The sequence below is a fragment of the Roseateles chitinivorans genome (assembly GCF_050632235.1).
GTDB lineage: Bacteria > Pseudomonadota > Gammaproteobacteria > Burkholderiales > Burkholderiaceae_C > Roseateles > Roseateles chitinivorans_A.
Window position 1 is genome coordinate 6,212,429 of sequence record NZ_CP192584.1, and the last position, 24,607, is coordinate 6,237,035.

Sequence of the window (24,607 nt, forward strand, 5' to 3'; positions counted from 1 at the left end):
CCGCATCGCTGAGGCGTCAGCGCAGCACGAGGTTGTCGCGGTGGATCAGTTCCGGCTCGGCCGCGTAGCCCAGCACCCGTTCGATGTCGAACGACGGTTTGCGCGCGATCAGCCGGGCCTCGGCGCTGCCATAGTTGGTCAGGCCGCGTGCGAGCTCCTTCCCGGTCACGTCGACGATCGCGATGACGTCGCCACGATGGAACTCGCCCGACACCTCCTGCACGCCGATCGGCAGGAGGCTCTTGCCCTCCTCCCGCAGCTTGATCGCCGCGCCAGCGTCGACGATGACCTTCCCGCGCAGCTGCAGGTGATCCACCATCCACTGCTTGCGCGCCGCGAGCTTCGCGGTCGACGCCATCAGTGCCGTGCCGATCGCCTCGCCGGCGGCCAGGCGCAGCAGCACGTCGGGCTCGCGGCCCCAGGCGATCACGGTGTTGGCACCACTGCTGGCCGCGCGCTTGGCGGCCAGGATCTTGGTGATCATCCCGCCGCGCCCGATGCTGGAGCCGGCGCCGCCGGCCATCTCCTCCAGCTCGGGCTTGCCGGCCGTCGCGCGATCGATGAAGCGGGCGTTCGGATCCTTGCGCGGATCGGCCGAGTACAGGCCTTTCTGGTCGGTGAGGATCACCAGCGCATCGGCCTCGACCAGATTGGCGACCAGCGCACCGAGCGTGTCGTTGTCGCCGAACTTGATCTCGTCGTTGACGACAGTGTCGTTCTCGTTGATCACCGGGACCACGCGGTGCTGCAGCAGCGCCAGCAGCGTCGAGCGCCCGTTCAGGTAGCGCTCGCGGTCAGCCAGGTCCGCATGCGTCAACAGCACCTGCGCGCTCGTCAGGCCCTGCTCACGCAACTTGGTCTCATACATCTGCGCCAGGCCCATCTGGCCGACGGCCGCCGCGGCCTGCAACTCGTGCAACTCCTTCGGACGGCTCGCCCAACCCAGGCGCTTCATGCCTTCGGCGATGGCACCGCTGGACACCATCACGACCTCGCGGCCCTCGCGCGCCAGTTCTGCCAGCTGGCGACACCAGTTGCCGATCGCTTCAGCATCGACGCCTCGGCCCTCGTTGGTCACCAGGCTCGATCCGACCTTGACGACGATGCGTCGCGCGTCCCTGAGGACGCCGGCCAGTTCGCCGTGCGAGTTGCCAGTGGGGTGGCCGGTGAGGTTGCCGTTGCTCATGCGCGAAGAATCAGGGAACGGTAAGGCCGAAGCCGGAAGTCAGGGCAGCGGATCGAAGCGCGGATCGCGCTCGGGCGGCTTTTCCGCCTTCTCCGCCTTCTCGGCTTTCGCCGCCTTGACCGCCTTGGCCTTGGTGGCGCGCGTCTTGCGCGTTTCCTGGAAGGCCTTCGGAGGATCGATCGTCGGCGCATCGAAGCGTGCGTCCGGATCTTCGACCGGCGGCGACTGGATCGCCGCCACATGATCGTAGATGGCGCGGATCAGCGGCTCACAGCCTTCGCGTGTCAGCGCGGAGATCTCGAACACCGGACCCTTCCACTTGTAGCGCTTGATGAAGTCCTTCACGCGGGCGGCACGCTCTTCCACCGGCACCATGTCCAGCTTGTTCAGCACCAGCCAGCGCGGCTTCTCGTACAGCGCCTCGTCATACTTCTTCAGTTCCTTGACGATGGCCTTGGCCTCGGCGACCGGGTCGACGTCCGGATTGAAGGGGGCCAGGTCGACGACATGCAGCAGCACGCGCGTGCGTTGCAGATGGCGCAGGAACTGGTGACCGAGGCCGGCACCTTCGGCGGCGCCCTCGATCAGGCCAGGGATGTCGGCGATGACGAAGCTCTTCTCCGGCCCCACGCGCACCACACCCAGGTTGGGGTACAGCGTCGTGAACGGGTAGTCGGCGATCTTCGGGCGCGCATTGGAGACGGCCGCGATCAGCGTCGACTTGCCGGCGTTGGGCTGACCGAGCAGGCCGACGTCGGCCAGCACGCGCAACTCCATCTTGATCTTCTTGATCTCCCCGGGCCAGCCCGGCGTCTTCTGACGCGGGGCGCGGTTCGTCGAGGTCTTGAAGTGCAGGTTGCCGAAGCCGCCGTCGCCGCCCTTGGCCAGCAACACCGGCACATCGGGCTCGAGCAGCTCGGCGATGATCTCGTCGGTTTCCAGGTCGCGCACGATGGTGCCGACCGGCACCTTCAGCGTGATGTCGTCGGCGGCGGCGCCGAACTGGTCCGAGCCACGCCCCGCCTCCCCGTTGCGGGCCTCGTGGCGGCGCGCGTAGCGGTAGTCGATCAGTGTGTTGAGGTTGCGGTCGGCCATCGCGAAGACGCTGCCGCCCTTGCCGCCGTCGCCCCCATCCGGGCCACCGAAGGGAATGAACTTCTCGCGCCGGAAGCTGGCGCAGCCCGCCCCGCCGTTGCCGGCGGCGATATCGATGGTGGCTTCGTCAACGAACTTCATGGATGGCCTTCAGTCCCGGAGCGGGGCTATCGTAATTCACGCCCCCGCGCTCCCGCGCGAGGTCATGCTTTGAATCGGTGCGAGTCAGGTTTCGCCGGACTCACGGTCGGCGCGACGTCCGACGATGTCGGACCTCGAAAAACAAAGCCCCGGACGAGGCCGGGGCTCTGGGTCCGCCGAACACGGGAGACCAGGTCTCCCGCGTCGCGGCGTCAGGACATCAAGTCGCTCAGATCGCCGTGACGACGACCGTGGAGCGGCTGTTTTCGCCCTTGACGGTGAAGGACACCGTGCCGTCGATCAGCGCGAACAGCGTGTGGTCCTTGCCCATGCCCACGTTGGTGCCAGCGTGGAACTTCGTGCCGCGTTGGCGGACGATGATCGAGCCAGCCGAGATGGTCTGGCCGCCGTACACCTTGACGCCCAGCATCTTCGGCTTCGAGTCGCGGCCATTTCGTGTTGAGCCGCCGCCCTTTTTCTGTGCCATGGATTACTCCTTGATCAGATTACGAGAGAGTCAGGAATCAGCCGTTGACCGCGCTGATTTCCAGCTCGGTGAACGTCTGGCGATGGCCTTGGCTCTTCTTGTAGTGCTTGCGACGACGCAGCTTGAAGATGCGCACCTTGTCGTGCTTGCCATGCGCCACCACGGTGGCCTTGACGCTTGCACCCGCAACCAAGGGAGTCCCGATCTTCAGGTCCGCGCCGTTTCCGACGGCCAGCACCTGGTCAATCACGATCTCTTGGCCAACGTCCGCAGCAATCTGTTCTACCTTGATCTTTTCGCCAGCAGCAACTTTGTATTGCTTGCCGCCGGTTTTTATGACCGCGTACATATCAGCCCTTTCACATGAGAGCGGTTCGTCAGGTACCCGGAAATCTTCCGGAAGCACCCGTCGACCGCCCAAGAAAAAACACCGCACAAAGATGCGGAGCCCGAGAATGTAGCACATCCACCATCCTCGATGCAAACCCTGATACGCCGCGAAGCCCGTGGCCACCGGCATTGCAAGGCGACGAAGTCGCGTTGACGACGCAGGCGTGCGAAGGCGTGGACGTCTCGGACAGACCTGGCCCCGCGCCTTCCTATAATCCGCGCTTCCCCTCACAGTGAGTCCAGAGTGCAGCCCATTGCCTCTACCCCAGTTGCCGAGGTCCTCGAGGCGCTGAACGCGCAGATGAATGAAGTCGATGCCGTGATCGCGCAGCGGCTTCGCTCGGACGTCGCGCTGATCAACCAGATCTCCGCGTACATCATCCACGCCGGCGGCAAGCGGATGCGTCCGAAGCTGGTGCTGATGTTCGCCAATGCGCTGGACGCGGACTCCCCGGCCAGCCGGGAGCTCGCCGCGGTCGTGGAGTTCATCCACACCGCCACGCTGCTGCATGACGACGTCGTCGACGAGTCCGCGCTGCGGCGCGGCAAGCAGACCGCCAACGCCTTGTTCGGCAATGCGGCGAGCGTGCTGGTCGGCGACTTCCTGTACTCGCGCGCCTTCCAGATGATGGTGTCGGTCAACCGGATGCGCGTGCTGGAAGTGCTGGCGGATGCGACCAACGTGATCGCCGAAGGCGAGGTCCTGCAGCTGATGAACATGCACGACCCGGACGTCGCGGTCGACAGCTACCTGCGCGTCATCCGCTACAAGACAGCCAAGCTGTTCGAGGCCAGCGCGCGGCTGGGCGCGGTGCTCGCCGACGCGCCGCCCGCACTGGAAGAAGCCTGCGCCGGTTATGGCCGAGCCCTGGGCACGGCCTTCCAGCTGATCGACGACACGCTGGACTACGAAGGCACCAGCGAATCGCTCGGGAAGAACGTCGGCGACGATCTCCGTGAGGGCAAGCCCACGTTGCCGCTGCTGATCGCGATGGAGCGCGGCACCGAGGACGACCGGGCCCTCATCCGCCATGCCATCGAGCATGGCGAGGTGGAGCGCCTGCAGGACATCGTCGCCATCGTTCGTCGCACCGGCGCGCTGGAGGCGACACGCGAAGCGGCCCGCGCGGAGGTCGCACAGGCGAGACAACATTTGTCGGCACTCCCTCTTTCCAAGTGGAAAGAAAGCCTGCTAGAATTTGCGGCTCAGTCGGTGGAGAGAAGTTCTTGAACAAACGTTCTTGAAAGACTCTTGATCGAGTGACCAAAACGGGGTGTAGCTTAGCCTGGTAGAGCGCTACGTTCGGGACGTAGAGGCCGGAGGTTCGAATCCTCTCACCCCGACCAGGACATCGATGACGCCGCGAATCGCAAGGTTCGCGGCGTTTTTCTTTGTCCGCGATAAAGACAGGACTTCCGCCGATCAGCGTGACGCGATCGCGCTTGAACAAGGCTCCCAGGGGTCAGGCCTTGCGGGGCCACCACCTCTCGATCGCAAGGTGTCGCACATTTCGCGCTCAATTTCCAGTGACCAAAGCCGAAATCGCACGAAGCGTCTGACTTCAGTAAAAGCCAGGGCAGCCCCTGCCGCCGGCCCTCCGTTCATGGGGGTAAAGTGAGGGGCTGTTCCGGCGCACGCGCCGGCATCCGGCAAGACCCTACCCGATGGCGATATCCGTGGACACCACCCTGGCCGAACCCCCTCAGTCCGCCCTGTCAGGCGTTGCCCGAGTGCTCGTGCACGCTGGCAAGCTCAAGCCGCAGGCTGCCGAGGATCTGGTGAAGCTGGCCCGGGAGAAGAAGACCAGCTTCGTCAATGCAGTCATGGCGTCGGGTACTGTCACGCCATCCGACTTGGCGCACACGCTGTCGCATGCGCTCGCCTTGCCGCTGCTGGACCTGAATTCGGTCGACGGGCACAAGCTCCCACAGAACATCATCGACGCCAAGCTGGCGGCGCAGTACCAAGTCGTGGTGCTGGCGCGCCGAGGCAACCGGCTGTTCATCGGCGGAGCCGATCCGACCGAACAGGAAGTCGTCGAGCGCATCAAGTTCGCCACCCAGCTGACGCCCGAGTGGATCATCGTCGAGCACGACAAGCTCGCCAAACTGCTGGGCATCACCGCCGCATCCACATCAGAAGCCCTGGAAGCGATCGCGGGCGAGGACTTCGACTTCGACATTGCCGAGGACGACGCGCCCCCTCCCGAGGAATCGCAGGAAATCACCGATGTCGAGGATGCACCGGTCGTGCGCTTCCTGCAGAAGATGCTGGTGGACGCCATCAACATGCGGGCATCGGACCTGCATTTCGAGCCCTTCGAATATCACTACCGCGTTCGGTTCCGGGTCGACGGCGAACTACGCGAGATCACGCAGCCACCCATCGCGATCAAGGACAAGCTCTCGTCGCGGATCAAGGTGATCTCGCGGATGGACATTTCCGAACGCCGCGTCCCCCAGGATGGTCGGATGAAGCTGAAGTTCGGCTCCAAGGCGATCGACTTCCGGGTCTCGACGCTGCCGACACTGTTCGGCGAGAAGATCGTGATCCGGATCCTGGACCCGTCCTCGGCCAAGCTTGGCATCGAGGCCCTGGGCTACGAGAAGATCGAAAAGGAACGGCTGCTTCATTGCATCCAGCGGCCCTACGGAATGATCCTGGTCACGGGGCCGACGGGCTCGGGCAAGACGGTGTCGCTGTACACCTGCCTGAACATCCTGAACGTGCCTGGCACCAATATCTCGACCGTCGAGGATCCGGCAGAAATCAACCTGCCCGGCATCAATCAGGTCAACGTGAACGACAAGGCGGGGCTGACCTTCTCGGCCGCGCTCAAGGCGTTCCTGCGTCAGGATCCCGACATCATCATGGTCGGTGAAATCCGGGACCTCGAGACGGCAGACATCGCCATCAAGGCAGCGCAGACTGGCCACATGGTGATGTCGACACTGCACACCAACGACGCGCCGACGACGCTCACCCGCTTGCTGAACATGGGCGTGGCGCCCTTCAACATCGCCTCGAGCGTGCTGCTGATCACCGCACAACGACTCGCGCGCCGTCTGTGCGAGAACTGCAAGGTACCCGCCGAATATCCGAGGGAGGCCCTGCTGCGCGCCGGCTTCACGGAACCAGATCTCGACGGCAGCTGGAAGCCCTACCGAGCGGTCGGCTGCGCGAATTGCAACAATGGTTATCGTGGACGGGTCGGCCTTTACCAAGTGATGCCCATCACGGAGCCGATCCAGCGGATCATCCTGTCCGAGGGAACGGCCGTGGACATTGCCCATCAGGCCCGTGCGGATGGCGTGCGGGATCTGCGGCAGTCCGGGCTGATCAAGGTCCGGGCGGGCGTCACGACACTGGAAGAGGTGCTGGCGGCCACCAACGAATGACATCGGCGACATGACGCGGCGTCCTCGGGGGCCGCGTTCGTGCGTCTGGCGTCGGGCTACCAGGACCGTTCGAACGAGTCAAAGATTGGGAGCGCCACTCGTCTGGCGCGACGGCAGGAGGTGATATGGCGACGACCACCGCAAGCGGCAAGAGCGCGGCCAAGGGCATCAAGGAATACGTCTTCGAATGGGAAGGCAAGGACCGCAACGGCAAGATCGTTCGCGGGGAGATGCGGGCCGGCGGCGAAGCCGTCATCAGCGCCTCGCTGAGGCGGCAGGGCATCCTGGTCAGCAAGATCAAGAAACGGCGCAGTTCCGGCGGCAGGTCGATCAAGCAGAAGGACATCTCGGTCTTCACACGGCAGTTGGCGACGATGATGCGTGCCGGCGTCCCGCTGCTGCAGTCCTTCGACATCGTCGCACGAGGCAGCCCGAACCCACGCATGACCAAGCTCCTGACCGACATCCGTCAGGACGTTGAGACCGGCACCTCGCTGTCGGCCGCCTTCCGCAAGCACCCGCTCTATTTCGATGCGCTGTACTGCAACCTGGTCGAGGCCGGCGAGCAGGGCGGTATCCTGGAAGCGTTGCTGGACCGTCTGGCGATCTACCAGGAGAAGACCGTCGCGTTGAAGGGCAAGATCAAGTCGGCCCTGACCTACCCGATCGCGGTGATGATCGTGGCCTTCGTGGTGACGGCGGTGATCATGATCTTCGTGGTCCCGGCCTTCAAGGACGTGTTCAAGTCCTTCGGTGCCGACCTGCCGGCCCCCACGTTGTTCGTGATGGCAATGTCGGAACTGTTCGTCGCGTACTGGTGGCTGATATTCAGCGTCATCGGTGGTGGCCTGTACTTCTTCTTCCAGAGCTGGAAACGCTCCGAGAAGATGCAGAAGTTCATGGACCGCCTCCTGCTGAAGATCCCGATCTTCGGGCAGTTGCTCTACAAGTCCGCGATCGCACGCTGGACACGCACGCTGGCAACGATGTTCGCTGCGGGTGTGCCGCTCGTGGAAGCCCTGGATTCAGTGGGCGGCGCATCCGGCAACGCCGTGTTCGTCGAGGCGACCGAGAAGATCCAGCGCGACGTGTCGACCGGCGCCTCGTTGACGACATCGATGCAGACGACCGGCATCTTCCCGATCATGGTGCTGCAGATGTCGTCCATCGGCGAGGAGTCCGGCTCGCTGGACCACATGCTGGGCAAGGCGGCCGATTTCTATGAAGAAGAGGTGGACGATGCCGTCAAGGCCCTGTCCAGCCTGATGGAGCCCATCATCATCGTGTTCCTGGGCACGTTGATCGGCGGCATCGTGATCGCGATGTACCTGCCGATCTTCAAGCTGGGCGCGGTGGTGTAAGTGCTGGATGCCGTGTTGGAAATCCTGCGGGACCCGGTCCTGCGGGAGATCGTGCTGTCGCCGGCATTCCTGGCGGTGATCGGACTGTGCGTCGGCAGCTTCCTGAACGTCGTCATCTACCGCACGCCGGTGATGCTGCATCGCGAGTGGTTGTCCGAATGCGCGGAGCAGATGGCGCTCACCGACGAGTTGCAGCGGTATACCGGCATCGACGCCACTCAGGCTGGACAGCTGGCGGAGGCTGCCGCGCCGATGGGGGCGGCCCTGGCGGCGCAACCGCCCTTCTCGCTGGCGCGACCGGCCTCGCGCTGTCCGCATTGCGGGCACCAGCTCAGCTGGCATGAAAATCTGCCGCTGCTTGGCTGGCTGCGGCTCGGCGGCAAATGTGCCTCGTGCAAGGCGCCGATCTCGGCCAGGTATCCCTTCATCGAGCTGTTGACCGGCACCTTGTTCGCAGCCATCGCCTGGCGCTTGGGTTCAGAGCCTGTCACGCTGCTTTATTGCGGATTTGCTGCAGCATTGGTGGCGCTCGCAGGCATCGATTGGGACACGACTCTGTTGCCCGAGCACATCAACCAGCCGCTGATCTGGGCCGGCCTGCTCGGGGCATTCCTGGGCTGGATCCCGGTGACGCTGAATGACGCCTTGATCGGCGCGGTCGTCGGTTACCTGTCGTTGTGGTCGATCTACTGGGGCTACAAGCTGCTGACCGGCAAGGAAGGCATGGGCCACGGTGACTTCAAACTGCTGGCGGCGCTTGGCGCATGGCTGGGCTGGCAGATGCTGATTCCGGTGGCACTGTGCGCGTCGCTCGTCGGAGCGCTGGTGGGATTGGGAATGAAGTTCAACGGCAGTCTGCGCGAGGGGAACGTCGTCCCGTTCGGCCCATTCCTGGCCGGGGGCGGACTGACGGTGCTGCTGGTCGGCCCGGCCCGCGTCGCCACCTGGCTGATTCCCCCTGTCTGACGCTGGTTCGCCAGCGAGGACCCGCATCATGCGCATCGGCCTGACGGGGGGCATCGGCAGCGGCAAGAGCACCGTCGCGTCGGCGCTTGTCACCCTTGGCGGCGCGCTGCTGGTCGACACCGACGCGATTTCCCGTGATCTGACCCGGCCCGGCGGCGCCGCGATGCCGGCCATCCTGGCGCAGTTCGGCGCCGCCTTCGTCACAGCAGAGGGCGCACTCAATCGCGCCGCGATGAGAGAACTCGCGTTCCGTGACCCGGCGGCCAAGCGGGCGCTCGAAGCCATCCTGCATCCGATGATCGGCGCGGAAACGTCGCGGCAATCGGCGCGCGCGTCGACGGGACAACGCGTCGTATTCGACGTGCCGCTGCTGGTCGAATCCGGGCGCTGGCGACGCCTGGTTGACCGAGTACTGGTGGTCGACTGCGGAGAAGAAACCCAGGTCGCCCGCGTCATCGCCCGTTCGGGCCTGAGCGAGTCGGCCGTGCGGGCCATCCTGGCGCAGCAGGCGACACGCTCGCAGCGCCGCGCCGCTGCGGATGCGGTGATCCAGAACGACGGCCTCACGCTTGAACAGCTGAAGGAAGAAGTCCGCCTGCTGCTCACGAGTCCCCTGCTCTGACCCCATCCCCGATCAGGGGGCGCTGTGACACTGTGGAACAATGGTCACTTGCCGCAAAGGGATGTCGACTTGGTCCTCTACGAATACCCGTTCAACGAGAGCATCCGCACGATGCTCAGACTCGAACACCTGTTCGATCGGCTTGGTCAGCTGATGGCGCGCGACACCGCGATGGATCACCATTTCGCGTTGGCCACCATCTTCGAGGTGATGGACGTCGCTTCGCGTGCCGACCTCAAGGCCGACCTGCTCAAGGAGCTGGAACGTCACCGCACGCAGTTCAACAGCTACCGCGGCAATCCAGCGGTATCTGAAGCCGTACTGGACGAGGTGGTCGGCCGCATCGATGCCGCGTTCGACAAGCTCAACCAGTTGCCCGGCAAGGCTGGCCATGCGCTCACGACCAACGAGTGGCTGATGAGCATCCGCAGCCGGATCTCGATCCCCGGCGGTACCTGCGAGTTCGATCTGCCGGCCTACTACGCGTGGCAGCAGTTGTTGCCGGTGCGTCGCCGTAACGACCTGATGCAGTGGGCGCAGACGCTGATGCCCCTGGCCGAGGCACTCAACGTGCTGCTGGGTCTGCTGCGTGACAGCGGTTCACCGCACAAGGTGGCCGCCCACGGCGGCCAGTACCAGCAGAGCCTCCCGCCGGGCCGCAGCTTCCACATGCTGCGCATGCGCATCGATCCCAGCCTGGGCCTGATCCCGGAGATCAGCGGCCACCGGCTGATGGTCTCGATCCGGCTGATGCGCCAGGATGAGGACGGGCGCTTGAAACCGGCGCCGGTCGACGCCACCTTCGAACTGACCCTGTGTTCCTGACCCGGTGTGCGCGGCGCTGAGCGCCTCCCGCACCCGTAGTGCCGACTCCGTCATGCCCGAGAAATTCATCCCCGCCACGCCGGCGCCTCGCATCGTCCCCTGCCCCACCTGCGGGGGTGACAGCCTGTTCGCACCGAGCAACCTCTGGCGCCCGTTCTGCAGCGAGCGCTGCCGCCAGATCGATCTGGGCCACTGGTCCGACGAATCGTTCCGCGTGGCCGCGCCGCCGACGACGATCGACGAGGACGACGCCTCGAAGTAGGTCGCTGCGCGCGCGGTGCGCGCGTCTGTCGACGTCTTTCAGGCCGGAAGCAGTCCTCGGCGGACCAGGTCCTGCCGAGCCAGTTCCGGCGTCGTGAAGAGGTGCGTGTGCCAGCCGAGCGCCTTCGCCGCGGCGATGTTGTCCGGATGGTCGTCGAGGAACAGCACCTCGTCGGGCTTGGCGCCGAACTGCTCGAGCGCGAGGTCGAAGATCTCACGCGACGGTTTCGACTGCTTCACTCGCCCCGAGAACACGCCCGACACGAACCAGTCCTTCAGCGGGAACGTCTGTTCGAGGTAGTCGGCATACGGTTCCGGCATGTTGGACAGGAAGTGCAGCGTGTGCCCGTGCGCCTTCAGTTCCTGGATCAACGCTGCGGAGCCTTCGATGAGCTTCAGCTCCGACGGCACGGCGTCCATCACGGCGACGATGTCCTCCCGCGGCCATCCGGTGCGCGCATGGATGCGGTCCGCGGTCGTGGAGGCGTCGATCAGGCCTTGATCGAACGCGCCCCAATCGCCGCGGTAGTCCTGGAAGAGTTCCTTGGCGAGCGCGGCTCCCTGGACCTCGTCGGGGGCGCGATGCGACCAGACGCGGGCCAGGAAACTGGGCGGGTGCCAACGGAACAGCACCGCACCGAAATCGAACACGATCTTCATCTGATTCGTTCTCTACTGCGTTGAGATCGGAGAGCCGCGCTCAGCTGCGCACCTTCGCCAGAAGGCCGGCGGTGGAGGCATCCAGGCCCGACGCATCGCCGCTGGTCAGGCGCGGCAGCAGGCTGTTGCACAGCGCCTTGCCCAACTCCACGCCCCACTGGTCGAAGCTGTTGATGTTCCACACGGCGCCGCTGACGAACACGCGATGCTCGTACAGCGCGATCAACGCGCCCAGCGACGACGGCGTCAGCGCGTCCAGCAGCAGCGTCGTGCTCGGCCGGTTGCCGGTGAAGCTCCGATGCCGCGCCAGCACGTCCGGGTCCAGGTCCTGCGACGCCGTCGGCGCCTTCTCCGAGCGCGCGGCTTCCGCCGTCTTTCCCTGCATCAGCGCCTGCGATTGCGCGAGACAGTTCGCCAGCAGCTTCACGTGCTGGTCCTGAAGCTTCTCCAGCAGCTCGCCGCCGACATGCGCGCCGAAGTTCGGCGTCTTCACGGCGATGAATTCCACCGGGATCACATCGGTCCCCTGGTGCAGCATCTGGAAGTAGGCGTGCTGGCCGTTGGTACCGGCCTCGCCCCACACCACCGGACTGGTGGCGAAGCTCAGCGGATCACCGGCGCGATCCACACCCTTGCCATTGCTCTCCATCTCCAGCTGCTGCAGATAGGCGGGGAGCCGACGCAGACCCTGGTGATATGGCGCCACCGAGCGGCTGGTGAAGCCGTGGAAATTCCGGTACCAGACATCCAGCAGGCCCAGCAGCACGGGCAGGTTCCTGTCCAGCGGCGCGCTGCGGAAATGCTGGTCCATTGCATGCGCGCCAGCCAGCAGTGCGCGGAAGTGCGTGGAGCCCACGGCGATCGCGATCGGCAGACCGATCACCGACCACAGCGAATAGCGCCCGCCGACCCAGTCCCAGAAGCCGAAGGTCGTCGTGATGCCGAAGTCGGCCGCCGCCTTCGCGTTGCTCGTCGTGGCAGCGAAGTGCTTTGCGATGTCGGTCCCGCCGTTCTGCAGGAACCAGGCCTTCGCAGCCATCGCGTTGGCCAGCGTCTCCTGCGTCGTGAAGGTCTTGGAGGCGACGATGAACTGCGTGGTCTTCGGATCCAGGTTCCGCAGAACGGGGGCCAGGTCGTGCCCATCGACGTTCGACACGAAATGCAGCGTCAGTCCGGCCGGCACATAGGACTGCAAGGCCTGCACGACCATCGCCGGTCCGAGGTCCGAGCCGCCGATGCCGATATGCACGACGTCGGTGATGCCGCTGCTGGCCGCATCGCGGACCGCGTCGGCGAAGGCCAGCATGCGCGCGAGCGAGGCCTGCACCTCGTCCGAGTGCGGCCCCTTCCCCGCCGGCGCGCGCAACGCGGTGTGCAGCACTGCGCGACCTTCGGTCGCATTGATGGGATCGCCGTTGAACAGCGCCTCGCGCTGCGACTCCAGCTGCACGTCCCGGGCCAGCGTCAGCAACAGTTCCAGCGTGCGGGCGTCGATGCGGTTCTTCGACAGATCCGCGAACACCTCCGGCGCCTGCAGCGACAAGTCCGCGAAGCGGCCCTCATCGGTCGCAAAGGCCTGACGCACATCGAACGCGCGTCCGGATTGCTGGAAATGACTTTGCAAGGCCGCCCAGGTCGGGCTGCGGTCGCAACGCGGGAACTCGGTCATCGCAGGCTTTCGATCATCTGGTCCAGCTTGCCGGCATCGACGGCAAACAGGCGGATGCCTTCAGCCAGCTTCTCGGTGGCCATGGCATCCTGGTTGAGGGCGAAGCGGAACGCCGCCTCGTTGAAAGAGACCTTGGGCAAGTCCTGGGCCTTGGCGGCATCCGCGTCGAGCGCACGCGCCAACGGGGCCTCGCTGCCCTGCAACTGCGCGAGCAGGTCGGGGCTGATCGTCAGCAGGTCGCAACCGGCCAGCGCCTGGATCTGGCCGACGTTGCGGAAGCTCGCGCCCATCACTTCGGTCTGGATGCCGTGCTTCTTGAAGTAGTTGTAGATGGCGGCCACCGACTTCACGCCGGGGTCGTTGACGCCGGCACTGGCCGCTTCGTCCCAGTTCGGGCCGGCCGCCTTCTTGTACCAGTCGTAGATCCGGCCGACGAAGGGCGAGATCAGTTGGATGCCGTTCTCGCCGCAAGCCACGGCCTGGCAGAACGAGAACAGCAGTGTCAGGTTGGTGTGGATGCCTTCAAGCTCCAACTCGCGCGCGGCCTGGATGCCTTCCCAGGTCGACGCGACCTTGATCAGCACACGGTCGCGGCCGATGCCAGCGTCTTCGTACATCTGGATCAGGCGGCGAGCCCGCGCCAGCGTGGCGACGGTGTCGAAGCTCAGGCGCGCATCGACCTCGGTCGAGACCCGGCCCGGCACGACCTTCAGGATCTCCAGGCCGAAGGCCACCAGCACCTTGTCGACGATCAGGTCCAGCGAGTCGGTCTTGTTCGCGGCGACAGTGTCCTCCAGCAGGTGGGCATAGTCAGGCGACTGCACCGCCTTCAGGATCAGCGACGGATTGGTCGTCGCATCGCGCGGCGTGAACTGCGCCAGCTGCTTGAAGTTGCCGGTGTCGGCGACGACGGTGGTGAAGGCCTTGAGTTGTTCGAGCTGGTTCATGAGCGTAGGCGCCTGGGGGCGGTCGAAAACGGACGGGACGCATCGGAGGCATGGGCCTTGCCCCAATCCACCGACGGAGAAAAACCCCTATTAGAACTGCTGGCGGCCCCCGCCTTCGGAGGCGCCGCGCACGTTGACCGGCCCAAGAAACTGGGGCATCATAATTCCGGTAACTTCGTTACATCAAGACATCGCCAACAACTCTTACGCCCCGACGCGGGGCGCCGCGCTCATGTCCTTCGACCTCGTCTTCTTTGGTGGCACCGGTGACCTGACCTGGCGCAAGCTGATGCCCGCGCTGTTCCAGGCGTTCCGCCACGGCAAGCTGCCCGAAGGCGGCCGCATCCTGGCCGTCGCCCGCGACGAGCAGTCCGACGAGCGTTACCGCGAGTGGCTGAAGGAGCGCTTCCAGGAAGTCGAGGCCGGCAAGCGACCGAACGACGAAGAGTTCGCCCGCTTCTCCGAGCTGGTGCACTACCGCCGCATGGACCTGTCCCAGCCCGACCACTATGCCCGGCTGAAGGAGTGGCTGGGCGAGCGCGATGCCGACACCGTCGTGTTCTACCTGGCGACCAGTCCCCACCTGTTCACGCAGATCTGCCAGCAGCTCGGCGCCGCGGGCTTGAACGGCGACAACGTGCGCGTGGTGCTGGAGAAGCCGCTGGGCCACGATCTGGCCAGCGCGCAGGAGATCAACCGCGTCGTGCGCTCGGTGTTCTCCGAGACACAGGCCTTCCGGATCGACCATTACCTGGGCAAGCCGTCGGTGCAGAACCTGATGGCGCTGCGCTTCGGCAACGCGCTGTTCGAGCCGTTGTGGCGGCGTGAAAGCATCGCCAACATCCAGATCACCTTGGCCGAAGGGCTGGGCGTCGGCACGCGCGGTCCGTTCTACGACGGCACCGGCGCGCTGCGCGACATGATCCAGAACCATGCGCTGCAACTGCTGACGATGATCGCGATGGAGGCGCCCTCCAGCAACGACGCCGACGCCATCCGCGACGAGAAGCTGAAGGTGCTGCGCGCGCTCAAGCCGTTCACGGCGGAAAGCGTCGCACGCGATGTGGTGCGCGGTCAGTACCGGGCCGGCAACGCCGAGGGCAAGCCGGTGCCGGGCTACCTGGACGAAGGCAAGATCCCCGCGGACAGCCACACCGAGACCTTCGTCGCGCTGAAGACGGAGATCCAGAACTGGCGCTGGGCAGGCGTCCCCTTCTACCTGCGCACCGGCAAGCGCCTCGCCGCGCGTGACGCGCAGATCGTCATCAATTTCCGTCCGGTGCCGCATCCGATCTTCCCGGGCAGCAGCTGCCCCAACCGGCTGATCATCAAGCTGCAGCCCGAGGACGGCCTGGAGCTGCAGTTGATGGCCAACAAGGGCGGCTCCAGCACCGAGGCCTTGAGCCCGGTCTCGCTCGACCTGGACTTCGACAAGGCCTTCGCGCACACGCGCGTCGGCGCGTACGAGCGGTTGTTGCTGGACGCGATCGCCGGACGCCTCAACCTGTTCGTGCGCAGTGACGAGCAGGAACAGGCCTGGCGCTGGGTCGAGCCGATCCTGAACTTCTGGAAGCAGGACAGCACCGGTCCGCGCACCTACGTCGCCGGCAGCTGGGGCCCGCCCGCCTCGAGCGCACTGGTGGCCCGCGACGGCCACTCCTGGATCGAGGAATGCTGACGCGATGAGCATGCTCGAACGAGTCAAGGCCGCGCTGCCCGCGCTGCCGCCCGCCGAACAGCGGGTCGCCAAGCTGCTGCTGGCCGACCCGCGCTCGTTCGCGAGCCTGCCTGTCAGCGAGCTCGCCGATCGCTCCCATGTCAGCAAACCGACAGTGGTGCGTTTCTGCCGCAGCGTCGGCTACGACGGCCTGGCCGACTTCAAGCTGAAACTCGCCGGCAGTGTCAACGAGGGCGTGCCCTTCGTCCATCGCGCTGTCGACGAGGACGACAAACCAGGCGACCTGATCGTCAAGGTGGTCGACAACGCTGTCGCCGCGTTGCTTCATTACCGCAACGACGCCGCCAGCCATGCCTTCGACCGCGCCATCACGGCGCTCTCCGAAACGGCCCGCCAGCGCCAGCGCATCGAGTTCTACGGCGTCGGCAACTCCGGCATCGTGGCGCAGGATGCGCAGCACAAGTTCTTCCGACTCGGCGCCAACACCTTCGCCTGCAGCGACGGCCACGTGCAGTTGATGAGCGCCACGATGCTGGGCGCCGGCGACTGCGCGGTGATCATCTCCAACTCGGGCCGCAGCCGCGACCTGATGGATGCGGCCGAGATCGCTCGCAAGAAGGGGGCAACGACGATCATCATCACCGCCAGCGGTTCGCCCCTGGCCCAGATGGGACAGTTGCCGGGCCAGGTACTGCTGGCCGTCGACCATCCGGAAGACTACGACCGCTACAGCCCGATGGTGTCGCGACTGCTGCACCTGATCGTCGTGGACGTGCTGACCACCGGCGTCGCCTTGCGACTGGGCGAGAACCTCCGTCCGATGCTGCAGGAGATCAAACGCAACCTCCGCACCAAACGCTACGCGCAGTAGCGGTCCGCGATCTCGTCGCGGGATGCATGCATCGCTGAAAAGAAACGGGCCGCGTCAAGCGGCCCGTTGTCATCGGAAGCGTCGCGTCACGCCATTTCAGCGGGCGCCACGGCATCGGCCCAGAACAGGTGTTCCAAGGCGTACACCCGCGCCAGCTCTCGCAACTCGCGGGGCGCCTGCTGCAGCGTCAACTGCCAGCCGTCCTGACCGCACAACCTCAGCGCGCTGAGCAACAGGCTCAACGCCGCCGAGTCGAAGTCGTTCAGCCCGCTGGCATCCAGCGTGATGCTGCGGCCCGCGGCATTGCCGACCTGCGCCAGCTCAGCGCGCAGCGCGCTCTCGAGCCGCACCCACTCCTCGGGCGCGTTCTCGAGACGCAGCCGCGACGGCAGCTTCAGCATCTCGTGTCAGCCCTTCTTGGCAGCGGACGCCGCCGGGGCCGGACGCGCATTGCGCTCTGCCAGCGACTTGATCAGGCCGTCGATGCCCTTGGCGTTGATCTCCTGCGCGAAGCTGTTCTTGTACTGGTCGGCCAGCCAGATGCCCAGGACGTTCACGTCGTAGATCTTCCAACCGGAGTCGAGCTTCTCCAGGCGGTAGTCCAACTGGATCGGATCACCCTTGCCGCGGATCTCGGTGCGCACGATGACTTCCTTGTCTTCGGGCGACGCACGCATCGGCTTCATCGCGATCGTCTGGTCCTTGACTTGCGTCAGCGCGCCAGCATACGTGCGCACCAGCAGCGTCTTGAATTCGTCCTGCAGACGCTGCTTCTGCTCCGGCGTCGCCTGCCGCCAGAAACGGCCCACCGCCGTGGCGGTGATGCGTTGGAAGTCGACGTGCGGCATCACCTTGGTGTCGACCAGGTCCATGATCTTGTTGACGTCGCCGCCCTGGATGGCCTTGTCGCCCTTGACGGCATCCAGCGTTTCGATCGACAGCTCGCGGATCAGCTGGTCCGGCGCCGAGCTGTCGGCCGCGAAGGAGGCCAGCGGGCTCAGCGTGGCGATCGAGACGATCGCGCCTAGCAGCAGTCGTTTGGTGGCATTCATGCGTTGTCCTTTCTCTCTCTTGATGACACGGACCGGATCACAACGTGGCAAGACCCGTTCCGGTTCACCGGTCGCCCCCACGGGCGTTACCGGTTGTTGCGACGCTCAACCCGCCTTCACGGGCCGTTCAGCGATCGCCTTGAGGATTGACCGGCTTCTCGTCCGGCGTGATGACTTCGTAGTCGTCGTCCTCTTCCTGTTCCTTGTGCGTCTTGATCGTCCGACGCTGCAGGTAGGCGTCGCGCACGAAGGTGTACTTGTCCAGCGCGATGCCATCCAGCATGTCGGTCACCCGCAGCAGGTTCGCGCGCGTGTTGATCAGTTGGAGCGCCGAGATCGCGAACTTGTATTCGCCATCGTCGAACAGGTAGGCCGGTGAGTAGTAGATGTTGGCCGGCAAGGTCACAGAGTCGCGCAGCGACGACGGTCCCAGCAGTGGCCACACGATGTACGGCCCCGTCTTGACACCCCAGTAGCCGAGCGTGCGCCCCAGGTCTTCCGACGTCTTCTCGAGACCTGCCGGCGTCGCGATGTCGATCAGGCCGGCGATGCCGAACACGGAGTTCACGGCGACACGCATCGTCTGCGTCGCGCCGTTCTTGAAGCGCCCCTGCAGGAACAGGTTGACGGCCGACCACGCGTCCGAGAAATTGCCGAAGAAGTTGTCCACGGCCTGGCGCGCCGGCTGCGGCACGAGGTCCGAGTACGCCGTGGCGACCGGACGCAGCAGGTTCTCGTCGAGCTTCTCGTTGAAGTTGAAGACCTTGCGGTTCCAGCCCTCCCAGGGGTCCAGCCGGTTGCGCACGCGGGGGCCGGGCGTCGGCGCCTCCTGCGCCGCGGCAGCGGCCGCACCGGCCTGCCCTGCCGCAGCCGGCTCGGCAGCGGACGCCCCAGCTTCGGGCGCAGCGGCGGAGGCCGCGGACGCCGGTGCGGCGACCTGGTCTTGTGCGGCCTCCTCCTCATCGGCCTGTGGCGCGGTCGCCAGCTCGTCGACCTGTTGTTCCGCGGCTTGCACGGGCGCGACGGCTTGCTCGGCAAGCGTCTGCAGTTGTTCAGGCGGCTCCGCGGCCTGCGCCATCGCCGGCGTCGCAGCGCCCAGCAGCGCGGCGCTCAGCAGAACGGCCGCTAATTCGGTCCGGCCCGCGCGAGCGGACCCGGCCGTTGTGGTGGTGGTCATTGTTTCTCTCCCGAGGCCGGCGTCGAAGACGCGTCGGCCGCCTTGTTATAGAGGAACTGGCCGATCAGGTTCTCCAGCACCACCGCCGACTGCGTCTGCGTGATGATGTCGCCCGCGGCGAGGTTCTTTTCTTCCGCACCCGGCTCCAGGCCGATGTATTGCTCGCCCAGCAGGCCGGACGTGAGGATCTTGGCCGAGCTGTCCTTGGGGAAGGCGACGCCCTGGCTCATGTTCAGGATCACACGCGCCTGGAAGCTCTTGTCGTCGAAGCTGATCGCGCCGACACGACCGACCACGACGCCTGCGCTCTTGACGGCCGCACCAGGCTTCAACCCGCCGATGTTGTCGAACTTGGCAGTCACGGTGTACGTGTCCTGGAAATTCAGCGACAGCAGATTGCCGGCCTTCAAGGCCAGGAACAGCAGGGCCGCGCCGCCCAAGAGCACGAAAAATCCGACCAGCGCGTCATAACGAGAGGATTGCATCAGGCAACTCCGAGATATCTCTTGAATTCGGTTGTGGTGTCGACGGATCGCGCGCGGCGCGTCAGATCGAGAACATCATGGCGGTGAGGATGAAATCCAGCCCCAGCACGGCCAGCGACGACAGCACGACCGTGCGGGTCGTCGCCTGGGAGACCCCTTCCGGCGTAGGCTTGCAAGCGTAGCCCTGCAACAACGCGACGAAGCTGACGGTCACGCCGAACACCACGCTCTTGACGAAGCCGTTGCCGACGTCCTTGAACACGTCGACGCCACCTTGCATCTGCGACCAGAACGATCCCGCGTCGATGCCGATCAGCGGCACGGCCACCAGCCAGCCGCCGATGATGCCCACTGCGGAGAAGATCGCCGCGAGCAGCGGCATCGCGATGAAGCCCGCCCAGAAGCGCGGGGCCAGGACACGCTGCACTGGATCGACCGCCATCATTTCCATGGCGCTGAGTTGTTCGCCGGCTTTCATCAGGCCGATCTCCGCGGTCAGCGACGTCCCGGCCCGTCCGGCAAACAGCAACGCCGCCACCACCGGTCCGAGTTCGCGCACCAGGCTCAGCGCGACCAGCAGGCCGACAGCCTCCGCGGAACCGTAACGCTGCAGCGTGTAGTACCCCTGCAGCGCCAGCACGAAGCCGACGAACAGCCCGGACACGCCGATGATGGACAGCGACCGGTTGCCGAGGAAGAAGATCTGCTCCCGCACCAGTGAGAAGCGGCGCAGACAGGCGCCCACATGCAGCAGCAGCGTCCCGAGGAGCCGGGCCGAAGCGCCCCAGTCGCCGAGCTTCAGGCGCAGCCCGCGTCCGATCGAGGTGGCGAAACCGATCATGCCGACACCTCTTGCGGCAGGCCGAAGTCCTCGCGGACCGGCTTGGCGGGCTGGTGGAAGCGCACCGGACCGTCGGATTCGGCATTGACGAACTGGTGTACCAGCGGGTCCGTGCTGTGCCGCAGCTCATCCGGCGTTCCCTGCGCCACGACGGCGCCGTTGGCGACCATCACCACGTGATCGGCGATGCCGAAGGTCTCGTGGATGTCATGGGAGACGATCACACTGGTCAGGCCGAGCGCGTCATTGAGGTCACGGATCAGGCGGGCGGTCACGCCGAGCGAGATCGGGTCGAGGCCCGCGAAGGGTTCGTCGTACAGCACCAGATCCGGGTCCAGCGCGATCGCGCGCGCCAGAGCGACACGACGCGCCATGCCGCCGGACACCTCGTTGGGCATCAGGTCGCGAGCGCCGCGAAGTCCGACCGCGTTGAGCTTCATCAGCACGAGGTCGCGAATCATGGGTTCCGGCAGCCGGGTGTGCTCGCGCAGCGGGAACGCGACGTTCTCGAACACGCTCAGGTCGGTGAACAGGGCCCCGAACTGGAACAGCATCCCCATCCGGCGCCGTTGGGCGTAGAGCTGGGTCTGGCTCATCGGCGCGAGATCATGGCCGTCGAACAGGACCTGCCCGGAACGGGGCCGCAATTGCCGGGTCAGCAACCGCAGCAACGTGGTCTTGCCGCCGCCCGATGAGCCGATCAGCGCCATCACCTTGCCGCGCGGCAACGTCACGTTGACGTCTTTCAGGATGATCCGGTCGCCATAGCCGACGGTCACATCCTTCACCTCGATCAGTGGGCGGACGCTTCTGGATGAATTGGGATCAGTAAAGGCCATTTCGTTGAGATCGATCCGGGACGATGCCGGGCGGCAGTCGTCCGGGAGCCGGGATCATAGGGTAAAGCCCGAATTGATGCCGGAGGGCACCTGGGGCGGGGTGAAGATATATGAGAGAACGCGGCATCCGCCCCACGGCCGGTCGCGGCCGCCCAGGCGTGACGGACGTCACATTCGGAGATCGTCGCGAGACGGGCGGAATCCGAGGCACGACGAGCGGGCTCGCCTTCCGGAGGCCGCTGTCGATAATTTCGCAAACAAGGAGCGCTTCATGTTCGGGAACCTCAAGACCTCTTCCGCTCACCGTGGCCGCCCTGGCGCCCGGGGCTTCACGCTGATCGAGCTGATGATCGTCGTGGCCATCGTCGGCATCCTGGCCGCCATCGCCTTGCCGGCCTATCGCACCTACGTGATCCGCGGCTCGCTGACGGACGCGGCATCAGGCCTGACGGGGATGCGAGCCGACATGGAAGCCTACTACCAGAACTTCCGCACCTACACGACGAGCGGGAGCAACTCCCCCTTGCACGACACCGGTCAAGAACGGCAAGTTCATGATCAGTTGCAACACGCCCAACGGCAGCGCCAATGCCACCGGTTACGTCCTTCAGGCCGTCAGCACGGACGCCAATCTCAGCTCATTCGTCTTTACCGTCAACCAGCAGGACACCCGCACGACGAAAGCGCCCCTGGGTTGGATGGCGAACTCCGCCACGACCTGCGGGTCGCGCTGGGTGATGGTCAAGGGCGAGGCATGCTGACCAGAACCCCCTGCCGCGGCGCGCGCGGGTTTTCGCTGATCGAGCTGATGATCGTCGTGGCCATCATCGGATTGGCCACGGCGCTCGCCGCGCCGACGCTGCGCACTTTCAGTACCAACGCGCAGATGCGCGGCGCTGGCAGCGGCATCGCGACGGCCTTGCGCGCGGCACAGGCCGAAGCGATCAAGAGCTATCAACCGGTCGCCTTCTACCGTACCGACGAAACCACGTGCACAGGTGGTGAAAAGCCGGTGGCGACCGGCAACAACTGGGTGGTCCGCGTCGTGCCCAATGTCGCGCTCACCATGGCCAGCAACGCTGTCACGGCACCGGCGATGTGCGGCCGGATCTCCGACAAGGGTGGCGCGAGCACGGTCACCTTGACCGGCCCCACGGCCGTCTGCTTCGGGCCGAACGGCCGTCCCATCTCGCTGACCAATGCTGCACCGCAGACCGGCGCCGTCGCCGCCTGCACCGTGCCGAACGACGGGCAGACGATCTTCCGGGTCGATTCCGCGACTGGAGCGCCTGCCGACGGTCTCAAGCGTCTCGCGGTCTGGGTGACCCTGGGCGGGACCGTCCGGCTGTGCGATCGCGACCGGCTGGAGTCGGCCGACATGCCTGACGGCTGCCCCGCCATCATCAATTGAGCCTCCCATGAAGCGCACCCCTTTCCCCCATCGGCGCTCCGCGCGGGGCATGACCCTCATTGAACTGCTGGTCGCGATGGTGATCATGACGATCGGCATCGTCGGTCTGGTCACGTTGATGGCGCGGGCCTCCCAAGCCACGGCCGGCGTCGAGGACTCGCAACGCGCCGCCCTGCTGGCGTCCGACCTGGCCAACGACATGTGGGCGTACGGCGTGCTCAACCCGCCCACCACGGCGGCCTGGGTCACCCGGGTCGCGACTGCTACGCAGTCCGGTCTGCCGAACGCCACCGGCACCGTGGCCGTGGATGCCACGACGCAGATCGCCACCATCACCGTCTCGTGGACTCCGCCGACGGGAATCGCCCGTCAGTACGTCACGCAGGTGCGCCTGAACTGATCATGCCGATGTCTTTCCACTCCCTGCCACCGCGCGCCGCGCGCGGCTTCACCCTGATCGAGTTGCTCATCTCGATGACGATCGGCCTGGTGCTGATCGCCGCACTGGGCACGGTGGTGAACCGCTACGAGATCTCCAAGCGTCGCAACTCGTCGACCTCGGACCTCGCGCTCAACAGCGGCTATCTGACCTACGACCTGGATCGCCAGCTGCGGAGTGCCGGCTCCGGTTTCTACCGACTCAGCACATCGTTCGGATGTCTGATGCATTCCTCCATCGCCGGCAGCCAGATCCTGCCGGCCCTGACTGCGTTCCCGGCACCGTTCGGCAGCGTGTCGAAGAATGTACGCATGATTCCGTTGATGGTCTGGGAGGGCGCCGGCCAGGGTGGGTCCGACCTGATCCAGGTGATGAACACGTCCGCCGGCGTCAGCGAGACACCGATGCAGGTGATCCCCAAAAGTGTCAAGGCCACGACCCTTCAACTGGACAACTTTATCGGCATTCGTCAGAACGATCTGCTGCTGCTGGCGGAACCCCTCCCCGCCCCGTGCATGGTCGTGCAGGCCGGGGCTATTCCGGCCGCCTCGGCCAGTCCCAATCCCGCGCTGCCGCTGGGCGGAACCTTCTTCTCGTCGTCGATCAACAACGTCAGCATCGTCACCTTCGGCATGAGCGGCGAGTTCACATCGCTGGTCAACCTCGGCAATCAGGCTGGCAATACCCCGCGATTTCAATTGCTGGGCGTCAATGCTGCCCAGCAACTCGTCAGCTACGACATGCTGCGATTGAACAACATGCCCAATGACGCCACCGCCCCGGTGCCGCTGGCCGACGGCGTGATGGACCTTCGGGTGCGCTACGGCATCGGCTCGGTGGTCGGCGGCAAGATCACCACCAACTGGGTAACCCCCAGCGGCGCCTTCTCCGGCGCCACGCTGAGCGACGGCTCCGCCGATTCCTCCGCCAATCTCAGCGCAATTGTGGCGATTCGCGTGTCGATGCTGTTGCGCGCCGAACGCATCGAGAACGACGTGTCCTCGCCGAGCTCCTTCAAGATGTTCTCGTCCCTGCCAGCGAACATGCAGGTGACACGGAACATCGCAGGCGACGAACTCAAACGCACCTACAAGCTCGTCGAGTTCACGGTGCCGGTGCGCAACGCGATCACCAATCTGTCCGACCGTCCCGACATTCCCTGACGCCCTGCCCGAGCACACGATGCGCCCCACTACCATGCCCTTCCCGCTCTCCCGCCAACGCGGTGTGATCATGGTCATTGCCCTGATCACGCTGTCGGTGCTGCTGATCGGCGCCGCAGTCGCGATGCGTTCCATGAGCGTGACGCTGTCCAGCGTCGGCAACTTCGGCTTCAAGCGCGACATGGCGAACCGCGCGGAGCTCGCCGTACGTGCTGCCGCGACTGTGCTGTCCGTGGGCGATCTGAAGACCGAGGCTTCGCGCGAGAACAGCAATGCGGCATTCAACTACAGCGCGACCATGTTGCCGACGGATGCTTCCGGCATCCCTCAGGCCATGCTCAACATCGGCTCGACGCCTGCGACGATGAACGGTGCGGGCAGCGCCACCAAGGAGATTTCGCTCCCTGACGATGGCCTGCGCATCCACTATCTGATCGAGCGCCTGTGCAACGCCACCGGCGCCTTCGACAAATCCAGATGTCTGGTGGCCGGCAACGAAGTCAAGGCCGGATCCGACAAGTACCAGCTGCAACCGAAGCAGCAGCCGATGTACCGGATCACCGTGCGCGTCATGGGGCCGCACGACGCGTACTCGTTCTTCCAGACCACGTACACGACCCAGCTTTCGAACTGATCGAGGTT

General features: G+C 65.4%; 26 protein-coding genes, 1 tRNA gene and 1 pseudogene. 15 read left to right on the forward strand and 13 right to left on the reverse strand.

The window, feature by feature from the left end; all coding sequences use genetic code 11:
• Nucleotides 1-16: 16 nt before the first annotated feature.
• The 4 genes from proB to rplU all read right to left on the reverse strand — a co-directional run bounded on the left by proB (nucleotide 17) and on the right by rplU (nucleotide 3,258).
• A complete protein-coding gene (gene proB, locus ACQ859_RS28460; protein ID WP_431263800.1) occupies nucleotides 17-1,186 on the reverse strand; it encodes a glutamate 5-kinase in 1,170 nt (389 codons plus the stop codon).
• 39 nt (nucleotides 1,187-1,225) lie between these two features.
• A complete protein-coding gene (cgtA, locus tag ACQ859_RS28465; protein ID WP_431263801.1) occupies nucleotides 1,226-2,422 on the reverse strand; it encodes an Obg family GTPase CgtA in 1,197 nt (398 codons plus the stop codon).
• Between the two features lie 229 nt (nucleotides 2,423-2,651).
• Nucleotides 2,652-2,909: a 50S ribosomal protein L27 gene (rpmA, locus tag ACQ859_RS28470; RefSeq protein ID WP_088407914.1), complete on the reverse strand. Its 258-nt coding sequence runs from the start codon at nucleotides 2,907-2,909 to the stop codon at nucleotides 2,652-2,654.
• A 37-nt stretch (nucleotides 2,910-2,946) separates the two neighbouring features.
• A complete protein-coding gene (gene rplU, locus ACQ859_RS28475; RefSeq protein ID WP_297531896.1) occupies nucleotides 2,947-3,258 on the reverse strand; it encodes a 50S ribosomal protein L21 in 312 nt (103 codons plus the stop codon).
• Between the two features lie 342 nt (nucleotides 3,259-3,600).
• On the opposite strand from rplU, the gene ACQ859_RS28480 reads away from it, so the two are divergent.
• The 8 genes from ACQ859_RS28480 to ACQ859_RS28515 all read left to right on the forward strand — a co-directional run bounded on the left by ACQ859_RS28480 (nucleotide 3,601) and on the right by ACQ859_RS28515 (nucleotide 10,734).
• Nucleotides 3,601-4,530, forward strand: a complete 930-nt coding sequence (locus tag ACQ859_RS28480; protein WP_431263802.1) for a polyprenyl synthetase family protein — start codon at nucleotides 3,601-3,603, stop codon at nucleotides 4,528-4,530.
• A gap of 39 nt (nucleotides 4,531-4,569) precedes the next feature.
• Nucleotides 4,570-4,646, forward strand: a tRNA-Pro gene (locus tag ACQ859_RS28485).
• 318 nt (nucleotides 4,647-4,964) lie between these two features.
• Nucleotides 4,965-6,698 (forward strand): type IV-A pilus assembly ATPase PilB, encoded by a 1,734-nt coding sequence (gene pilB, locus ACQ859_RS28490; RefSeq protein ID WP_431263803.1) that lies wholly within the window; start codon nucleotides 4,965-4,967, stop codon nucleotides 6,696-6,698.
• A gap of 125 nt (nucleotides 6,699-6,823) precedes the next feature.
• On the forward strand, nucleotides 6,824-8,059 hold the full coding sequence (locus ACQ859_RS28495) for a type II secretion system F family protein (protein WP_431263804.1): 1,236 nt from the start codon (nucleotides 6,824-6,826) through the stop codon (nucleotides 8,057-8,059).
• Nucleotides 8,060-8,062: 3 nt separating this feature from the next.
• Nucleotides 8,063-9,025: a prepilin peptidase gene (locus ACQ859_RS28500; protein WP_431266680.1), complete on the forward strand. Its 963-nt coding sequence runs from the start codon at nucleotides 8,063-8,065 to the stop codon at nucleotides 9,023-9,025.
• Between the two features lie 28 nt (nucleotides 9,026-9,053).
• On the forward strand, nucleotides 9,054-9,647 hold the full coding sequence (gene coaE / locus ACQ859_RS28505; RefSeq protein ID WP_431263805.1) for a dephospho-CoA kinase: 594 nt from the start codon (nucleotides 9,054-9,056) through the stop codon (nucleotides 9,645-9,647).
• Nucleotides 9,648-9,716: 69 nt separating this feature from the next.
• Nucleotides 9,717-10,472 carry a cell division protein ZapD gene (zapD, locus tag ACQ859_RS28510; protein WP_088407952.1) on the forward strand — a complete coding sequence of 252 codons (756 nt, stop codon included), beginning with the start codon at nucleotides 9,717-9,719 and terminating at the stop codon, nucleotides 10,470-10,472.
• Nucleotides 10,473-10,524: 52 nt separating this feature from the next.
• Nucleotides 10,525-10,734 carry a DNA gyrase inhibitor YacG gene (locus ACQ859_RS28515; protein ID WP_431048699.1) on the forward strand — a complete coding sequence of 70 codons (210 nt, stop codon included), beginning with the start codon at nucleotides 10,525-10,527 and terminating at the stop codon, nucleotides 10,732-10,734.
• Between the two features lie 38 nt (nucleotides 10,735-10,772).
• Here ACQ859_RS28515 and ACQ859_RS28520 read toward each other — a convergent pair whose 3' ends face one another.
• Genes ACQ859_RS28520 through tal form a run of 3 tightly spaced genes read right to left on the reverse strand, consistent with a single transcriptional unit; the run spans nucleotide 10,773 to nucleotide 14,009 of the window.
• Nucleotides 10,773-11,393 carry an HAD family hydrolase gene (locus ACQ859_RS28520; protein WP_431263806.1) on the reverse strand — a complete coding sequence of 207 codons (621 nt, stop codon included), beginning with the start codon at nucleotides 11,391-11,393 and terminating at the stop codon, nucleotides 10,773-10,775.
• A gap of 40 nt (nucleotides 11,394-11,433) precedes the next feature.
• Nucleotides 11,434-13,062, reverse strand: a complete 1,629-nt coding sequence (gene pgi, locus ACQ859_RS28525; protein WP_431263807.1) for a glucose-6-phosphate isomerase — start codon at nucleotides 13,060-13,062, stop codon at nucleotides 11,434-11,436.
• A complete protein-coding gene (gene tal / locus ACQ859_RS28530; protein ID WP_431263808.1) occupies nucleotides 13,059-14,009 on the reverse strand; it encodes a transaldolase in 951 nt (316 codons plus the stop codon). The genes pgi and tal overlap by 4 nt, the downstream gene beginning before the upstream one ends.
• A 232-nt stretch (nucleotides 14,010-14,241) precedes the next feature.
• Here tal and zwf point away from each other — a divergent pair, with 232 nt between their 5' ends.
• Both zwf and ACQ859_RS28540 read left to right on the forward strand, forming a co-directional pair.
• The gene (gene zwf, locus ACQ859_RS28535; protein ID WP_431263809.1) at nucleotides 14,242-15,687 is read left to right on the forward strand and encodes a glucose-6-phosphate dehydrogenase; all 1,446 of its coding nucleotides are present in this window, start codon (nucleotides 14,242-14,244) and stop codon (nucleotides 15,685-15,687) included.
• A gap of 10 nt (nucleotides 15,688-15,697) precedes the next feature.
• The gene (locus ACQ859_RS28540; RefSeq protein WP_088407951.1) at nucleotides 15,698-16,558 is read left to right on the forward strand and encodes a MurR/RpiR family transcriptional regulator; all 861 of its coding nucleotides are present in this window, start codon (nucleotides 15,698-15,700) and stop codon (nucleotides 16,556-16,558) included.
• A gap of 86 nt (nucleotides 16,559-16,644) precedes the next feature.
• Here ACQ859_RS28540 and ACQ859_RS28545 read toward each other — a convergent pair whose 3' ends face one another.
• From ACQ859_RS28545 to ACQ859_RS28570, 6 genes are all read right to left on the reverse strand, one after another.
• A complete protein-coding gene (locus ACQ859_RS28545) occupies nucleotides 16,645-16,959 on the reverse strand; it encodes an STAS domain-containing protein (RefSeq protein WP_431263810.1) in 315 nt (104 codons plus the stop codon).
• 6 nt (nucleotides 16,960-16,965) lie between these two features.
• Entirely contained in the window at nucleotides 16,966-17,610 is a 645-nt protein-coding gene (locus ACQ859_RS28550) for an MlaC/ttg2D family ABC transporter substrate-binding protein (protein WP_431263811.1), read from the reverse strand.
• Nucleotides 17,611-17,737: 127 nt separating this feature from the next.
• Nucleotides 17,738-18,787, reverse strand: a complete 1,050-nt coding sequence (locus ACQ859_RS28555) for an MlaA family lipoprotein (RefSeq protein WP_431263812.1) — start codon at nucleotides 18,785-18,787, stop codon at nucleotides 17,738-17,740.
• Complete coding sequence (mlaD, locus tag ACQ859_RS28560) at nucleotides 18,784-19,272, reverse strand: outer membrane lipid asymmetry maintenance protein MlaD (protein WP_431263813.1); 489 nt, start codon at nucleotides 19,270-19,272, stop codon at nucleotides 18,784-18,786. Before mlaD ends, ACQ859_RS28555 begins: the two co-directional genes overlap by 4 nt.
• 61 nt (nucleotides 19,273-19,333) lie before the next feature.
• On the reverse strand, nucleotides 19,334-20,113 hold the full coding sequence (gene mlaE / locus ACQ859_RS28565) for a lipid asymmetry maintenance ABC transporter permease subunit MlaE (protein WP_431263814.1): 780 nt from the start codon (nucleotides 20,111-20,113) through the stop codon (nucleotides 19,334-19,336).
• On the reverse strand, nucleotides 20,110-20,952 hold the full coding sequence (locus ACQ859_RS28570; protein WP_431263815.1) for an ABC transporter ATP-binding protein: 843 nt from the start codon (nucleotides 20,950-20,952) through the stop codon (nucleotides 20,110-20,112). The genes mlaE and ACQ859_RS28570 overlap by 4 nt, the downstream gene beginning before the upstream one ends.
• Before the next feature lie 271 nt (nucleotides 20,953-21,223).
• Here ACQ859_RS28570 and ACQ859_RS28575 point away from each other — a divergent pair.
• The 5 genes and pseudogenes from ACQ859_RS28575 to ACQ859_RS28595 form a co-directional block, all read left to right on the forward strand.
• A pseudogene (locus ACQ859_RS28575) lies at nucleotides 21,224-21,362 on the forward strand (pilin); the annotation flags it as partial.
• Nucleotides 21,363-21,418: 56 nt separating this feature from the next.
• Entirely contained in the window at nucleotides 21,419-22,363 is a 945-nt protein-coding gene (locus ACQ859_RS28580) for a pilus assembly FimT family protein (protein WP_431266681.1), read from the forward strand.
• A gap of 7 nt (nucleotides 22,364-22,370) precedes the next feature.
• Entirely contained in the window at nucleotides 22,371-22,763 is a 393-nt protein-coding gene (locus tag ACQ859_RS28585) for a type IV pilus modification PilV family protein (protein WP_431263816.1), read from the forward strand.
• A gap of 8 nt (nucleotides 22,764-22,771) precedes the next feature.
• A complete protein-coding gene (locus ACQ859_RS28590) occupies nucleotides 22,772-23,965 on the forward strand; it encodes a PilW family protein (protein WP_431263817.1) in 1,194 nt (397 codons plus the stop codon).
• A 19-nt stretch (nucleotides 23,966-23,984) separates the two neighbouring features.
• Nucleotides 23,985-24,599 (forward strand): pilus assembly PilX family protein, encoded by a 615-nt coding sequence (locus tag ACQ859_RS28595; protein WP_431263818.1) that lies wholly within the window; start codon nucleotides 23,985-23,987, stop codon nucleotides 24,597-24,599.
• Nucleotides 24,600-24,607 lie beyond the last annotated feature (8 nt).

What these genes read in the sequence shown, in the direction of transcription:
- proB (WP_431263800.1), bottom strand. Translation starts at nt 1,186, where the DNA reads ATGAGCAACGGCAACCTCACCGGCCACCCCACTGGCAACTCGCACGGC.
- cgtA (WP_431263801.1), bottom strand. Translation starts at nt 2,422, where the DNA reads ATGAAGTTCGTTGACGAAGCCACCATCGATATCGCCGCCGGCAACGGC.
- rpmA (WP_088407914.1), bottom strand. Translation starts at nt 2,909, where the DNA reads ATGGCACAGAAAAAGGGCGGCGGCTCAACACGAAATGGCCGCGACTCG.
- rplU (WP_297531896.1), bottom strand. Translation starts at nt 3,258, where the DNA reads ATGTACGCGGTCATAAAAACCGGCGGCAAGCAATACAAAGTTGCTGCT.
- ACQ859_RS28480 (WP_431263802.1), top strand. Translation starts at nt 3,601, where the DNA reads ATGAATGAAGTCGATGCCGTGATCGCGCAGCGGCTTCGCTCGGACGTC.
- pilB (WP_431263803.1), top strand. Translation starts at nt 4,965, where the DNA reads ATGGCGATATCCGTGGACACCACCCTGGCCGAACCCCCTCAGTCCGCC.
- ACQ859_RS28495 (WP_431263804.1), top strand. Translation starts at nt 6,824, where the DNA reads ATGGCGACGACCACCGCAAGCGGCAAGAGCGCGGCCAAGGGCATCAAG.
- coaE (WP_431263805.1), top strand. Translation starts at nt 9,054, where the DNA reads ATGCGCATCGGCCTGACGGGGGGCATCGGCAGCGGCAAGAGCACCGTC.
- ACQ859_RS28515 (WP_431048699.1), top strand. Translation starts at nt 10,525, where the DNA reads ATGCCCGAGAAATTCATCCCCGCCACGCCGGCGCCTCGCATCGTCCCC.
- ACQ859_RS28520 (WP_431263806.1), bottom strand. Translation starts at nt 11,393, where the DNA reads ATGAAGATCGTGTTCGATTTCGGTGCGGTGCTGTTCCGTTGGCACCCG.
- pgi (WP_431263807.1), bottom strand. Translation starts at nt 13,062, where the DNA reads ATGACCGAGTTCCCGCGTTGCGACCGCAGCCCGACCTGGGCGGCCTTG.
- tal (WP_431263808.1), bottom strand. Translation starts at nt 14,009, where the DNA reads ATGAACCAGCTCGAACAACTCAAGGCCTTCACCACCGTCGTCGCCGAC.
- zwf (WP_431263809.1), top strand. Translation starts at nt 14,242, where the DNA reads ATGTCCTTCGACCTCGTCTTCTTTGGTGGCACCGGTGACCTGACCTGG.
- ACQ859_RS28540 (WP_088407951.1), top strand. Translation starts at nt 15,698, where the DNA reads ATGCTCGAACGAGTCAAGGCCGCGCTGCCCGCGCTGCCGCCCGCCGAA.
- ACQ859_RS28545 (WP_431263810.1), bottom strand. Translation starts at nt 16,959, where the DNA reads ATGCTGAAGCTGCCGTCGCGGCTGCGTCTCGAGAACGCGCCCGAGGAG.
- ACQ859_RS28550 (WP_431263811.1), bottom strand. Translation starts at nt 17,610, where the DNA reads ATGAATGCCACCAAACGACTGCTGCTAGGCGCGATCGTCTCGATCGCC.
- ACQ859_RS28555 (WP_431263812.1), bottom strand. Translation starts at nt 18,787, where the DNA reads ATGACCACCACCACAACGGCCGGGTCCGCTCGCGCGGGCCGGACCGAA.
- mlaD (WP_431263813.1), bottom strand. Translation starts at nt 19,272, where the DNA reads ATGCAATCCTCTCGTTATGACGCGCTGGTCGGATTTTTCGTGCTCTTG.
- mlaE (WP_431263814.1), bottom strand. Translation starts at nt 20,113, where the DNA reads ATGATCGGTTTCGCCACCTCGATCGGACGCGGGCTGCGCCTGAAGCTC.
- ACQ859_RS28570 (WP_431263815.1), bottom strand. Translation starts at nt 20,952, where the DNA reads ATGGCCTTTACTGATCCCAATTCATCCAGAAGCGTCCGCCCACTGATC.
- ACQ859_RS28580 (WP_431266681.1), top strand. Translation starts at nt 21,419, where the DNA reads ATGGAAGCCTACTACCAGAACTTCCGCACCTACACGACGAGCGGGAGC.
- ACQ859_RS28585 (WP_431263816.1), top strand. Translation starts at nt 22,371, where the DNA reads ATGAAGCGCACCCCTTTCCCCCATCGGCGCTCCGCGCGGGGCATGACC.
- ACQ859_RS28590 (WP_431263817.1), top strand. Translation starts at nt 22,772, where the DNA reads ATGTCTTTCCACTCCCTGCCACCGCGCGCCGCGCGCGGCTTCACCCTG.
- ACQ859_RS28595 (WP_431263818.1), top strand. Translation starts at nt 23,985, where the DNA reads ATGCGCCCCACTACCATGCCCTTCCCGCTCTCCCGCCAACGCGGTGTG.